This window comes from Cedecea lapagei, assembly GCF_900635955.1.
GTDB lineage: Bacteria > Pseudomonadota > Gammaproteobacteria > Enterobacterales > Enterobacteriaceae > Cedecea > Cedecea lapagei.
Map to the genome: position 1 here is coordinate 1,377,825 of NZ_LR134201.1, position 12,946 is coordinate 1,390,770.

The 12,946-nt window shown below is 55.0% G+C and carries 12 protein-coding genes and 1 tRNA gene; 6 read left to right on the forward strand and 7 right to left on the reverse strand.

Features of this window, described 5'->3' with window-relative positions:
- The first annotated feature begins 93 nt into the window (after positions 1–93).
- Positions 94–1,521: a magnesium transporter gene (mgtE, locus tag EL098_RS06740; protein ID WP_126355538.1), complete on the forward strand. Its 1,428-nt coding sequence runs from the start codon at positions 94–96 to the stop codon at positions 1,519–1,521.
- Positions 1,522–1,593: 72 nt separating this feature from the next.
- The gene (gene yibB / locus EL098_RS06745) at positions 1,594–2,445 is read left to right on the forward strand and encodes a protein YibB (protein ID WP_126355539.1); all 852 of its coding nucleotides are present in this window, start codon (positions 1,594–1,596) and stop codon (positions 2,443–2,445) included.
- A gap of 73 nt (positions 2,446–2,518) precedes the next feature.
- Here yibB and EL098_RS06750 read toward each other — a convergent pair.
- The 3 genes from EL098_RS06750 to EL098_RS06760 all read right to left on the reverse strand — a co-directional run bounded on the left by EL098_RS06750 (position 2,519) and on the right by EL098_RS06760 (position 4,681).
- Positions 2,519–2,595: transfer RNA gene (locus EL098_RS06750), tRNA-Pro, on the reverse strand.
- A 75-nt stretch (positions 2,596–2,670) separates the two neighbouring features.
- Positions 2,671–4,434, reverse strand: coding sequence for an LPS biosynthesis-modulating metalloenzyme YejM (gene yejM, locus EL098_RS06755; protein WP_126355540.1), 1,764 nt, complete (start codon positions 4,432–4,434; stop codon positions 2,671–2,673).
- A gap of 19 nt (positions 4,435–4,453) precedes the next feature.
- Positions 4,454–4,681, reverse strand: a complete 228-nt coding sequence (locus tag EL098_RS06760; protein WP_016537389.1) for a YejL family protein — start codon at positions 4,679–4,681, stop codon at positions 4,454–4,456.
- Positions 4,682–4,817: 136 nt separating this feature from the next.
- Here EL098_RS06760 and yejK point away from each other — a divergent pair, with 136 nt between their 5' ends.
- Positions 4,818–5,825: a nucleoid-associated protein YejK gene (yejK, locus tag EL098_RS06765; protein ID WP_126355541.1), complete on the forward strand. Its 1,008-nt coding sequence runs from the start codon at positions 4,818–4,820 to the stop codon at positions 5,823–5,825.
- A gap of 16 nt (positions 5,826–5,841) precedes the next feature.
- Here yejK and EL098_RS06770 read toward each other — a convergent pair whose 3' ends face one another.
- From EL098_RS06770 to EL098_RS06780, 3 genes are all read right to left on the reverse strand, one after another.
- Entirely contained in the window at positions 5,842–6,285 is a 444-nt protein-coding gene (locus tag EL098_RS06770; RefSeq protein ID WP_232012340.1) for a DOPA 4,5-dioxygenase family protein, read from the reverse strand.
- 99 nt (positions 6,286–6,384) lie between these two features.
- A complete protein-coding gene (rplY, locus tag EL098_RS06775) occupies positions 6,385–6,669 on the reverse strand; it encodes a 50S ribosomal protein L25 (protein WP_038480998.1) in 285 nt (94 codons plus the stop codon).
- Positions 6,670–6,796: 127 nt separating this feature from the next.
- A complete protein-coding gene (locus EL098_RS06780) occupies positions 6,797–8,557 on the reverse strand; it encodes a DEAD/DEAH box helicase (RefSeq protein WP_126355543.1) in 1,761 nt (586 codons plus the stop codon).
- A gap of 199 nt (positions 8,558–8,756) precedes the next feature.
- Between EL098_RS06780 and rsuA the strand changes: the two genes are divergently transcribed.
- The 3 genes from rsuA to EL098_RS06795 all read left to right on the forward strand — a co-directional run bounded on the left by rsuA (position 8,757) and on the right by EL098_RS06795 (position 11,352).
- Positions 8,757–9,458: a 16S rRNA pseudouridine(516) synthase RsuA gene (gene rsuA / locus EL098_RS06785; RefSeq protein WP_126355544.1), complete on the forward strand. Its 702-nt coding sequence runs from the start codon at positions 8,757–8,759 to the stop codon at positions 9,456–9,458.
- 15 nt (positions 9,459–9,473) lie between these two features.
- On the forward strand, positions 9,474–10,670 hold the full coding sequence (locus tag EL098_RS06790) for a Bcr/CflA family multidrug efflux MFS transporter (protein WP_126355545.1): 1,197 nt from the start codon (positions 9,474–9,476) through the stop codon (positions 10,668–10,670).
- 337 nt (positions 10,671–11,007) lie between these two features.
- Entirely contained in the window at positions 11,008–11,352 is a 345-nt protein-coding gene (locus tag EL098_RS06795) for a YejG family protein (protein ID WP_126355546.1), read from the forward strand.
- Positions 11,353–11,354: 2 nt separating this feature from the next.
- Here EL098_RS06795 and yejF read toward each other — a convergent pair whose 3' ends face one another.
- Entirely contained in the window at positions 11,355–12,944 is a 1,590-nt protein-coding gene (gene yejF, locus EL098_RS06800; protein ID WP_126355547.1) for a microcin C ABC transporter ATP-binding protein YejF, read from the reverse strand.
- Positions 12,945–12,946: the final 2 nt, after the last annotated feature.

Consider the following 12,946-nt stretch of genomic DNA (forward strand, 5'->3'; position numbering starts at 1 on the left):
AGTAAAAAAAACCAGTCTATTAAGGCTGGTTTTTGTTTTCTTCATCTTCCCACGCTATAAACTAACTCGTCGTTTCCAGGGAAAAGTTTATTTATGACAGCGATTCAGAAGTACAGCACCAAAGAGCGTGACCAGGACCGTGCCCGCATCCTGCAGATCCTGCTGATGAATAAGGCCGTCGCCAGTGGGATTCTGGCCAAGGAGCCGATTGCTGAAACGCAAAGTGCCGAGCAGGATATCGCCGAGATAGTGACGCTGGTAGGGCGACTGCCCGCGCCGGATCTCGCCGATGTCCTGGAGGCATTGCCAACGGAAGAGCGTTTAGCGCTGTGGAGCCTCATTACGGAAGAGCGGCGCGGCAGCGTGCTGGTTGAGGCATCAGAAACGGTCTGGGATGACCTGATTGCGGATATGAGCGATAAAGCGCTGCTTAACGCGCTGCGTCCGCTGGATATTGACGATCAGATCTACCTGGCGCAATACCTACCCCGTGACCTGGTGGGGCGCCTGCTGGCGACGATGCCGCAAAATGAGCGCACGCAGGTCCGCCAGATCCTGCACTATGATAAACACAGCGTCGGCGCGATCATGGACTTTGAGGTGATCACCGTGCGCCCTGACGTCACTCTTGCGGTCGTTCAGCGTTATCTCCGCATTCGGGGAAAAGTCCCGCAGAATACCGATAAGCTGTTTGTCACCAGTCGCGACAAAACGCTGTTAGGCGAGCTGGATCTCACTGCGATATTGCTGCATTCGCCGCAGACGCCGGTATTTAAGGTGATGGACGATAACCCCACCTGTTTTGCGCCGGAAGATCACGATGAAAAAGCCGCACGTACCTTTGAGCGTGATGACTTGATCAGCGCCGCGGTTATCGACAGCGCCGGCAAACTGATGGGGCGTTTAACGGTCGATGAGATCGTGGATGTGGTTTACGAGGAAACCGACAGCGACCTGCGTCGTATGGGTGGCCTGAGCGCTGAAGAAGATGTGTTTGCGCCAGTCAGCAAAGCGGTCCGCACCCGCTGGGCATGGCTTGCGATAAACCTCTGTACCGCTTTTGTCGCCTCGCGAGTGATTGGGCTGTTTGAACATACCATTTCTCAACTGGTGGCGCTGGCCTCGCTGATGCCGATTGTGGCCGGGATAGGCGGCAATACCGGTAACCAGACCATTACCATGATCGTACGCGCGCTGGCGCTGCAGCATATTCAGGCGGGGAATATCTCGTTCCTGATGATGCGCGAGCTGGGTGTTGCGTTGATCAACGGTCTGGTCTGGGGCGGCGTGATGGGGACTATCACCTGGCTACTGTATAACGATGCGGCGATGGGCGGCGTGATGACGCTGGCGATGGTGCTGAATCTTCTGGTTGCGGCGCTGATGGGCGTGGTGATCCCGATGACGATGACCAGGCTGGGTAAAGATCCGGCCGTTGGCTCAAGCGTGATGATCACGGCGATCACCGATACCGGCGGATTCTTTATCTTCCTCGGTCTGGCTACGCTGTTCCTGCTGTAACCCGACATCAACAACGATTCACCGCGACGCTATGTTATAGTCGCGGTGATGACGACCTCTGTTATGGATGCTATGAACTCTTCAATTACAATCGTAACCGCTTTTTTTGATATCGGAAGAGGGCAGTGGACCGCCGATAAAGGTTTTTCGCCCCATCTTGAACGTACTACCGATCGCTATCTGAACTACTTTGCTAATCTGGCGAAGCTGGATAACAACATGGTGGTGTTTACCAGCAGCGATCTTAAGCCGAAAGTCGAGGCGCTTCGGGGAAACAGGCCGACAACGGTCATTACGATAGATGTGAATAAGAAGTTCGCCCACATCAAAAAGCGCATAGCCCGCATTCAGCAGGATGAATCTTTCCGTTCCCGGCTGGAGACTCGGCAGCTCATTAATCCAGAATACTGGTCGCCTGAATATGTGCTGGTTTGTAATTTAAAAGCGTTCTTTGTCAAAAAAGCTATCGACCTCGGCCTGGTTAAAGATGACCTCGTGGCGTGGGTCGATTTTGGCTATTGCCGCACGCCTGAGACCACCAATGGTCTTCAGCGCTGGTCCTGGCCTTTTGATAAAAACAAGATGCATTTCTTTACTATCAAGAAAGGGTTAAAGGCGAAGTCCGTTAACTCGGTCTTTGATTATATGATTGGTAACCACGTTTTTGTTATTGGTGGGGCTCTGGTGGGAGCGAAAGAGAAGTGGCAGGAGTTCTACACGCTGATGTGCCGCTGCCAGAAGCTGACGCTGGATAACAATATCGTCGATGACGATCAGGGGATCTTCCTGATGTGCTACCACTTCCGGCCAGATCTGATAAAGCTCAACTATCTGGGTAAAAGCCGCTGGTTCGATCTGTTTAAACGCTTCGAAAAGAAAAGCTTCAAAGAAACCGTCTATCGGCTTAAGTTTTTGATCAAATAGCCGTCACTCTTCTTCCAGGCAAAATTCAGGCATAAAAAAACCAGCCGTAAGAGGCTGGTTTTAAATGTTTATTTGGTCGGCACGAGAGGATTTGAACCTCCGACCCCCGACACCCCATGACGGTGCGCTACCAGGCTGCGCTACGTGCCGACGCAGAAGAATAATAGTACATTTTTCCGCGTTGATTGCAAGAGAGTCATCGCTAACTGTCTTATTAATATACAATTAGTTGGCGATAAAGCGCTTCTCGTCGGTGAGAACCTGCAGCAACAAATCAAGCTGCGGTTTGCTCTCCTCGATCCTTTTCCCCTGCAGATTGTACATTTTGTAGTTGCCGTTATTGCTGAGCACCAGCGTCATTTCCGGCGTTGTTACGGCCAGGGTTTCATTATCCGCGCCGATCACCCAGTTATTCCGCCGAGTCGCAGCAAACAGATCTTCGCCCTGAGAATATTCATTTGCCGGCGTTTTAACGTGAAGCAGGCGCTGCATCAGGGTTGTCATCACATCCTGATGATCGGTGAGCCTGGTAATTGTTTGCGCCGGCGTACCCGGCCAGTGGATCACCAGCGGCACCTGAATATGAGAACGTGACCAGGCAAAAGTATTGCGCTGTTCGCCGAGCGGGATACCGTGCCCGGCTGTAATGATCACTACCGTATTTTGCAGTTTGCCCGCCGCCTGCAGCGCGTCCAGCACGCGTTTAATCTGCTCATCAACATTGCCCGCCGCGTGGGAATAGCGGCGCTCGAAGCTTTGTTGATTGCCATTGTCGTCAATGCTGGTGCCGTTAAAGGCTACCCACGAGAACCAGCGGTTATCGTCGGAGGCATACTGGTTCAGCCAGTTAATCCACTGCGTTGCCGTCTGACTGTCGCTCTGGCTTTTTGCCGGGCGCAGCGAGAAATCGGAGAGCAGGGCCTGGCGGTACATCGCCGAATTAAAACCGTCTGAGGCAAACAGGCCCAGCTGATAGCCCTGCTGATTTAAACCGGTAATCAGCGCGGCTGGCGTGCGGTTAGAAAGCACGCCGTCCATATAAGCCGGAGAAATGCCGTAGAACAGGCCGAAGATGCCGCTGTCGGTGTTGTTCCCGGAGCTCATATGCTGAGTGAAACGAATATTGCCGGTCGCAAACTCATTCAGCGCCGGCATATCTTTGCCCACGCTGTCGGCATTCAGGCCGTCTACGGTTATCAGCAGCACATTGTTCCCGATGCCCATATCGCGGAACTGCAGGTTACTCAGCGGATACTGGACCGACAGCGCTTCCGGGCTGCCTTGTTCAACCAGGCGGCGCTGGTACTCCTGGGCATCAAGCAGGCCGTGTTTCTCAAGGAAGCGGCGTGCCGTCATCGGGTAAGAGAGCGGCAGGTTCGCCCGCTGCATGGTAATAGGGCGATAGAAGTTGGCATCCGCCCAGATGTACATCAGGTGGCTGCTAAAGAAAGAGATAAAGAACAAAATGACCAAGGGACGAGCGTATTGGCGACGGCGACCCAGGCTGCGCAGCTTCTGCCAGCTCCACGTCGCGAACAGCATCTCAATAAGCAGGATCACCGGCGCGCTGATAAACATCAGCTGCCAGTCGCGAGCCATCTCCCCCTGATCGGGGTTTATCACCAGCTCCCAGACGGTGGGGTTCAGGTGGAGGTGGAAGCGCGTGAAAACTTCGCTGTCTATCAGCAATAGCGTCATGCCCGCCGTAGCCAGGGCCGCGCTGATAAAACGCAGCAGCCGCTGCGACATGACGATAAACGTCAGCGGAAAAATAAGCAGTAAATAGGCAGCAAACACCAAAAAACTAAAGTGCCCAACAACGCTAAGGTACGAATAAATTCGCCCCGTCAGCGTCGTTGGCCAGTCGGCAATAAACAGATAGCGGCTACCCAGCAGCATGGCCAGCAGGATATTAAACAGGGCGAACCAGTGTCCCCAACTGACCATCTGGGAAACTTTTTCGCGGTAGCGCTGACGGTTAGTCACCATAACTTGTTACGATAGTTCCTTAGTGGGCTTTATCTTCGCTCACCGAAGCCTGGAGCGCCTCGGCAAAAGAGCGAGCCAAAGGACGACGCTGAGCGGACGCCACGCTGGTGTTAATCAGATTGGTGACCATATTTCCCAGCACCATCAGGGAAAGATCGGTAGGCGCGTGGTGTTTTTCCAGCACGCCGGCCAGTTCGGTCAGCATCGCTTCAACTTGTTCGTCACTGTAGCGGGATGTTTGTGGCATAAATTAAAAATCATTCGTCTTCGGGAAAGGGCATTATCTTACCGTAGCAGGGACGATTTTTCCGCTTTTTTATCACGACTTGCGTCCCGGTAGCGGCAGTGGTTGAATACCGCCCGGTCTTAAAGGAGAGTTTAACATGAGTCTGGATATCAACCAGATTGCCCTGCATCAATTGATTAAGCGCGATGAGCAGACGCTGGACGTCGTGCTTCGCGATTCGCTGCTGGCAACCGACGGTGCCGTCGAAGAGATGATGGCGGAGCTGCACCGCGTGTACAGCGCTAAAAATAAAGCTTATGGCCTGTTCAGCGAAGAGAGTGAGCTGGCGGAAGCGCTGCGCTTACAGCGCAATGGCGATGAAGATTTTCTCGCCTTCAGCCGGGCGGCAACGGGCCGTCTGCGCGATGAGCTTGCCAAATACCCGTTTGCTGATGGCGGCATTGTGCTGTTTTGCCACTACCGCTATCTGGCGGTGGAATATCTGCTGGTGGCGGTACTCAATAACCTGAGCAGCATGCGCGTGAACGAAGAGCTGGACATTAGCGCGACCCATTATCTGGACATCAATCACGCGGATATCGTGGCGCGTATTGATTTGACCGAATGGGAAACCAACCCGGAATCTACCCGCTACCTGACCTTCCTCAAGGGCAGAGTAGGGCGCAAAGTGGCTGACTTCTTTATGGACTTCCTCGGGGCCAGCGAAGGTCTGAACGCCAAAGCTCAGAACAAAGGCCTGCTGCAGGCGCTCGACGACTTCACTCAGGAAGCTCAGCTGGACAAAAACGAACGCCAGGCTGCGCGTCAGCAGGTTTACGCCTACTGCAACGAGCAGCTGCAGGCAGGAGAAGAGATTGAACTCTCTTCTTTAGCCGATGAGCTGCCGTGGGCGGTCGATGATAAGAATTTCCAGCAGTTTACCGCTGAGAAGGGTTACGAGCTGGAAGAGAGTTTCCCGGCGGATCGCGGTACGCTGCGTCAGCTGACCAAATATGCCGGTAGCGGCGGCGGGCTGACGATTAGCTTTGATGCCATGCTGATGGGCGAGCGTATTTTCTGGGATCCGGCGACCGATACTCTGACGATTAAAGGCACGCCGCCGAACCTGCGCGATCAGCTCCAGCGCCGCACTTCCGGTAAATAAACGCCACAGCCTCTCGTTATGGAGCCACTGAAGGCGACGTGTTAGGCGTCAGCGGTGGCTCCGGTTCTTCATGCTCGGGCAGGCGCTGTAAGTTGATAATTTCGAGCTTTTCACCCATCCATACGGCATGCTCAGTATGGTCAGCTCTCGGCTGGCCACTATTGGGATGGAGCAGCACGGTCAGCCCGCGGCGGTTTAACATCAGCCACGGTACAAAGCGTGCAAACTCTTCGGGCGTAAACGCCACCTGGTACATCGGCATGGCATGAGGGCCGACCAGAACATCGTGCCAGCGGCCAAGCAGAACGGAAAAGCGCAAAGCGATTTCTTCGCGTAGTGTTTCTGCCGCAAGCCGTTGCTGCGGACCATCAAAATAGATATGAGCGTGATAGCTTTGTATCGTCTGAAGCGTTTGGGGCGTCGCTTTTTCAACGGACGTGTGTGCAGTTGGTTTAAACATGTCGCTCATCTCTGGGTGCCAGACCTTAATCAAATAATCCGTCACTCAAGATACAAAAAAACCCGCCGAAGCGGGTTTTTTTTCGAACTTAACTCGCGATTAAGCGCGAACGAAGTCGATGTGAGTCAGTTTTGGCTTGAACGGGTGACGCTGAACAGCCTGAACTTTCACTTTTACTTCTTTACCGTCGATGGACAGGGTCAGAACTTCTTCGTAGAAACCAGGTTTAGCCTGCTGGTTCATTACGGAGTCGTGATCCAGTTCGATGGATACAGGAGCTTCCGCGCCACCATAAACGATAGCCGGGAATTTGTTTGCTGCACGCAGGCGGCGGCTCGCACCCTTGCCCTGCTCTTTACGTTCTACTGCATTGATAGTAAACATTGACTGTTTCTCTTTAAATAAGCCTGCTACAGGCGACCCAGCAGCAGGTAAAGTTTTCTGCTTTGCGGATGCAAAAGCGGGCGGCATTATAGCCATATCTGACTCTGTCGGCAATGAAAAGTACCGCTTAACCACGCAATTCATTGGCCCGGCGGAAGCGACCCTGATAGTCGAAAACCTTTTCACGTACGTTCCAGAACTGGCCATTCTTACGGGCAACCACGAAATCCGGGTGGCGTAGCAACTCCTGCTGGGCGACAACGTCAGCCGCGTTTATCCAGCGTAGCGGCACGCCGGGCGCGCGTGAGTGGGGGCGAATAAAAAGCTGTTCAAACGCCATGCGCTGGGCCGGTGTCTGGAGACGGAAGCGCTCGCTAACGTCTGCCCCGTCTTCGTCGTAATAGGTAATTTTCAGCCAGTCACCTTTAGCATCTCCACCGTGATGTAGCGTCATCCCGCTGCAGCGCAGCACCAGCGCATCTTTCAGCTTCAGGGCTGCTTTAAGCATATCGTCCGGGTCGACCAGCACGTGGTCGCACTGATGGCAGCGGCGGGCGGCGATATCGTTTTCCGCATTGCAGTTGGGGCAGTTCTTGAAGCGGAAGCGGTAGTCGCACTGCTCGCGCAGGCCGTCGTCGTCCTCAAACCAGCCCTGGCAGCGGCGGCCAAAGTGTTCAATGACTTTGCCGTCTGCGGTCGTTTTCCCCCAGAAGGTATTGGCAAACCCGCAGGAAGGGCAAAACACCTGCACCGGCACGTTGTCGCTTTTGCCTTTGGCGTTGCCCACTTCCGGGGTAAAGAGATCGTGCGGATTACCGGCGTAGTCGAGGATCAGGCAATCTTTTTTGCCCGGTGACAGGCGCAGGCCGCGGCCAACGATTTGTTGGTAAAGGCTAACCGACTCGGTAGGGCGCAGGATAGCTATCAGATCCACGTGCGGCGCATCAAAGCCGGTGGTCAGGACCGCAACGTTCACCAGAAAGCGGAACTGCTGATTTTTAAAGGCTTCAATCAGCGTATCGCGCGCCGGGCCGGGCGTGTCGGCGGTAATCAGGGCCGCGTCGCTGGCGGGAAGCAGGGCGGTGATCTCTTTGGCGTGCTCTACCGTAGCGGCGAAGATCATCACGCCACGCCGCTCGGCGGCAAACTCAACGATCTGGCTGATGATATGGGGCGTGATGCGTTTTTGCTGCTTAAGCTCGCGGTTCAGGTCCGCTTCGCTGAATAGCCCGTTGGGCTGCGCCTGCAGACGGCTGAAGTCGTATTGCACCACCGGCATGTCGAGCCTTTCCGGCGGCGTCAGGTAGCCATGCTTGATCATGTAGCGCAGCGGCAGCTCATAGATGCAGTCGCGGAACAGCGCCTTTTCATCGCCTCGGACCATGCCGTGATAGTGAAATTGATAAATCCAGCCCTTGCCGAGGCGGTAGGGCGTGGCGGTCAACCCCAGCAGCCGCAGTTTTGGGTTGTTACTGCGAAGATGGGTGAGGATTTGCTGATACTGGCTCTCGTCGCTGTCGCCGATGCGATGGCATTCATCGACAATCAGCAGAGAGAACTCGCCGTGAAAATGTTCAAGATTGCGGGCAACAGACTGAACGCTGCCAAAAACCACTTTTCCCTGACTCTCCTTGCGCTGCAGCCCGGCGGCAAAGATGTCCGCTTCCAGCCCAAGGGCAACGTATTTGGCGTGGTTTTGTGCCACCAGCTCTTTTACGTGAGCAAGCACCAGTACCCGCCCGCGAGCCACTCGCGCAAGCTCCGCTATCACCAGACTTTTTCCCGCACCGGTAGGGAGCACGATCGCGGCCGGCTCAGCGTGTTTACGGAAGTAGCTGAGGGTGGCGTCCACGGCTTCTTGCTGATATGGGCGTAGAGTAAAAGACATGGCGGGGTGGTTTTTCGACCTTCTTCTCAAATGACAGCAACGATTATGCCATAAAGCACGGTTTTATCTTGAGAGAGTTTTTGATGTCGCTATACTGGCAAACTAATTATCAGGCAAACCAATTTCCACCTGAATTTGGGCTTCAGTCCCGGCCGCAATCTCGTTTGTCGGCACCTTCATGAAACAGGCAATACTTTTAATGCGACTCGATAAATTTATTTCTCAGCAGCTTGGCATCAGCCGCGCTATCTCTGGCCGTGAAATCCGCGCGAACCGCGTCACCATTGATGGTGAAGTCGTGCGCGACGCCTCCTTTAAACTGCTGCCGGAGCACCAGGTGGCGTTTGATGATAACCCGCTAACCCAGCAAAACGGCCCGCGCTATTTTATGCTCAACAAGCCGCAGGGCTACGTTTGCTCGACCGATGACCCCGATCATCCGACGGTGCTCTACTTCCTCGACGTGCCGGTGGCGCACAAGCTGCATGCCGCAGGCCGTCTGGATATCGATACCACCGGTCTGGTACTGATGACGGACGATGGCCAGTGGTCGCACCGCATTACCTCTCCACGCCATCATTGCGAAAAAACTTATCTTGTCACGCTCGAGTCGCCGGTCGCAGAGGGCACGGCGGAACACTTCGCTAAGGGTGTTCAACTGCATAATGAGAAAGACCTCACCAAACCTGCCGTGTTGGAGGTGATTACCCCGACGGAGGTGCGGCTGACCATCAGCGAAGGTCGCTACCACCAGGTCAAACGCATGTTTGCGGCGGTCGGTAACCGCGTTGTTGGCCTGCACCGCGAGCGCATCGGTGAAATCGCACTGGATCCTGAGCTGGCACCCGGTGAGTACCGCCCGTTAACAGAACAGGAAATTGCCAGCGTCGGCATGCCCTAATCTCCGGAGTGACCTTTGAGCCGTAAACAGAACTCTTCTGTCGGTATTATCGTGATCCTTGGCCTGCTGGCGATGCTAATGCCGCTCTCCATCGATATGTATCTACCGGCGCTGCCGATGATTGCCAGGGGCTTTAATGTGCCGGCGGGCAGCGCGCAGATGACCCTCAGTACCTATATACTGGGATTTGCTATCGGGCAGATTTTTTATGGGCCGATGGCCGACAGTCTTGGGCGCAAGCCGGTTGTGCTGGGCGGTACGCTGGTCTTTGCCCTCGCGGCTATCGCCTGTGCGCTTTCGCAGACCATCGATCAGCTGATTGCGATGCGCTTCCTGCATGGCCTGGCGGCCGCGGCGGCAAGCGTGGTGATTAACGCCCTGATGCGCGATATTTACCCGAAAGAAGAGTTCTCGCGGATGATGTCTTTCGTGATGCTGATCACCACCATTGCGCCGCTTGTGGCGCCTATGGTCGGGGGAGCGGTGCTGGTGTGGTTTAGCTGGCACGCGATTTTCTGGATCCTCGCCGCCGCGGCGCTGCTGGCGTCAGCGATGATTTTCTTCTTTATTCACGAAACGCTCGCGCCCGAGATGCGACAGAAATTTCATCTGCGTACTACGATGGGCAACTTCGCTACGCTGTTTCGCCACAAGCGCGTGCTCAGCTATATGCTGGCCAGCGGCTTCAGCTTCGCCGGAATGTTCTCTTTCCTTAGCGCCGGGCCGTTTGTTTACATCGAACTAAACCACGTTTCGCCGCAGCATTTTGGCTACTACTTTGCGCTGAACGTGGTCTTCCTGTTCTTTATGACCATGGTAAACAGCCGCTTTGTACGCCGGGTTGGGGCCATCAATATGTTCCGCACCGGGCTGTACATCCAGTTTGCGATGGCAATATGGCTAGTTATCAGCAGCCAGTTCGACTTTGGCTTCTGGGCGATGGTGCTCGGCGTGGCGGTGTTTATCAGCTGCGTGTCGATGGTTTCCTCCAACGGCATGGCGGTCATTCTTGACGAGTTCCCGCACATGGCCGGAACGGCTTCGTCGCTGGCCGGCACCTTCCGCTTTGGCATCGGCGCGCTGACCGGGGCGCTGCTGTCGGTGGCAACCTTTAATACCGCCTGGCCGATGATCTTATCTATCGCCTTCTGCGCCACCGCCTCCGTGCTGTTCTATCTGTACGCCAGCAAAGCCCGTAACGCAAAAGCCTGATTACCCTCGGGCGTTTCTCTCCTGAAACGCCCGTTTTCCCCGCTGAAACCCCGCTGTCCGGCGACCCGATACAGGATATATGTTTCGCATATGTAAAAGGCTCAACTGTAAAAAGTCACAACTTTGTAGTTAAAAAGGTTGAGTTAGATCTCAGAAAGCGATACATATAGCGCCGAAACGCGTGCCGGAGCACAAAAATAAAGCGTTAGTTTTTAAATTACTACAATGGATGTAAACCGTTTTCATACTCGTTTAAACGCAATTTATCAACATTGTGTTAACCTTTATGTAAACTATTTGCGTTAGATTGCCGACTGGAACTTCCGGGGAAATGAAATTGAATACCATACAACTGTCCATCGTGCACCGCCTGCCGCACAGCTATCGCTGGTTGACGGGTTTTGCAGGCTCCAAAGTTGAACCGATTCCGCAAAACGGCCAGCCCGATCAGGATGCCCTGATTGGCCTTAAGCTGCTGAGCCCGGACGGGGAAAAAGCGTGGCCGATTATGGATACCCTCAGCCAGGCATTGAGCGATATTGAAGTGGACAGCTCCGTCGTGGAATGCGAAGGCGAGCCGTGCCTGTTTGTTAATCTTCAGGACGAGCTGGCGGCAACCTGTCGGCTGAAAAACGTTGGTGTGGCGATTGCCGAGTCTTTTTCCAGCAATAATCCCTTCTGAACTCAGGCGAGTGCCAGAAGCTGACGCGTGTAGTCGCTTTGTGGTGCGCTAAAAATCTGCCTGCAATCTCCCTGCTCGACAACCTCCCCCTGACGCAGTACCACCATCTGGTGGCAAAGCGCTTTTACCACCTGTAAATCATGGCTGATGAAGATATACGCCAGCCGGTGCTTTTCCTGCAGCGATTTTAGCAGCGCCAGAATTTGCGCCTGCACCGAGCGGTCAAGCGAGGAGGTCGGCTCATCCAGCACGATAAGCTGCGGCTGCAAAATCAAAGCTCTGGCGATGGCGATACGCTGACGCTGGCCGCCGGAAAACTCAGCCGGATAGCGGTGCAGCATATCTGCCTGCAGCCCCACTTCCTCCAGGGCCTGAATGACTTTAGCTTTACGTTCTGCGGCGCTCAACGACGGGTGATGCACCCGCAGGCCTTCCTCAACGATTTGCAGCACGTCGAGGCGTGGGTTGAGAGAGGAGTTGGGATCCTGGAAGACCACCTGCACGCGGCGGCGCAGCGGCAGCAGCTGTTTGCGTTTGAGCTGATGCAGCGGCTGGCCATCAAACCAGATAGCGCCCGTGGAGTGAATTAATCGCAGCAGGGCAAGACCGGTCGTACTTTTGCCGGATCCAGACTCTCCAACCAGCCCAAGGCTTTCGCCGGGCAGCAGCTCGAAGCTCAGCTTTTTAAGACCGTAATGGTGGCCGACCGTTCTTTTTAGTAGGCCACGACGGATGGGGAAAGCGACCTGTAAATCTTCAACCCTGAGCAGAGGAGCCGCGTCCGTTTCAAGCGGTACTGGCCCTCCGGAAGGTTCTGCTGCCAGCAGCTGCCGGGTATAGGGATGCTGCGGATGGCTGAATAGCCTTGCGGCAGGCTGCTGCTCAACGCACTGACCGTTACGCATCACCGCCACGTTGTCAGCCAGCTTTTTCACAATGCTCAGGTTATGCGTGATAAACAGCAGCCCCATGTTCAGCTCCTGCTTCAGCTCTTGCAGCAGCTGCAGGATCTGCGCCTGAACGGAAACGTCCAGCGCGGTTGTTGGCTCATCGGCAATCAGCAATTCAGGGCGCGTCAGCAGCGCCATGGCAATCATCACGCGCTGGCGTTCTCCGCCAGACAGCAGGTGAGGGTAGTCGTGAAGCCGGGAGGCGGGGCTGCGGATCCCCACGCGGTCGAGACAGGTAAGGATCTCCGCTCTCGCCGCTTCCGGCCGCATTCCCCGGTGCAGAGAGAGCACTTCATAGAGCTGTTTTTCGAGGGTGTGCAGCGGATTCAACGACACCATCGGCTCCTGAAAAATCATCGCAATTTTGTTGCCGCGCACGCCGCGCAGGTTTTTTTCCGGCGCGTTCAGCAGGTCCGTGCCGTGAAATAAAATCTCTCCGGAGGGATAAACCACGGGCGGCGACGGCAGCAAACGCAGCACGGAGAGTGCCGTAACGCTCTTGCCCGAGCCGGACTCGCCGACCAGCGCCAGCGTCTCACCGGCTTCAACCTGAAGAGAAACCGAATCCACAACCTGGCGCAGAGCGTTGCCCTGCTGGAAAGCAATCGAAAGATGGTTGATGGCGAGTAGTGGAGTCGTCATGG

Bases quoted from the DNA above. Each gene is read 5' to 3' on its own strand.
- yejK (WP_126355541.1), top strand. From the start codon at position 4,818: ATGAGTCTGGATATCAACCAGATTGCCCTGCATCAATTGATTAAGCGC.
- yejM (WP_126355540.1), bottom strand. From the start codon at position 4,434: ATGGTGACTAACCGTCAGCGCTACCGCGAAAAAGTTTCCCAGATGGTC.
- rsuA (WP_126355544.1), top strand. From the start codon at position 8,757: ATGCGACTCGATAAATTTATTTCTCAGCAGCTTGGCATCAGCCGCGCT.
- EL098_RS06770 (WP_232012340.1), bottom strand. From the start codon at position 6,285: ATGTTTAAACCAACTGCACACACGTCCGTTGAAAAAGCGACGCCCCAA.
- rplY (WP_038480998.1), bottom strand. From the start codon at position 6,669: ATGTTTACTATCAATGCAGTAGAACGTAAAGAGCAGGGCAAGGGTGCG.
- yejF (WP_126355547.1), bottom strand. From the start codon at position 12,944: ATGACGACTCCACTACTCGCCATCAACCATCTTTCGATTGCTTTCCAG.
- EL098_RS06780 (WP_126355543.1), bottom strand. From the start codon at position 8,557: ATGTCTTTTACTCTACGCCCATATCAGCAAGAAGCCGTGGACGCCACC.
- EL098_RS06760 (WP_016537389.1), bottom strand. From the start codon at position 4,681: ATGCCACAAACATCCCGCTACAGTGACGAACAAGTTGAAGCGATGCTG.
- yibB (WP_126355539.1), top strand. From the start codon at position 1,594: ATGAACTCTTCAATTACAATCGTAACCGCTTTTTTTGATATCGGAAGA.
- mgtE (WP_126355538.1), top strand. From the start codon at position 94: ATGACAGCGATTCAGAAGTACAGCACCAAAGAGCGTGACCAGGACCGT.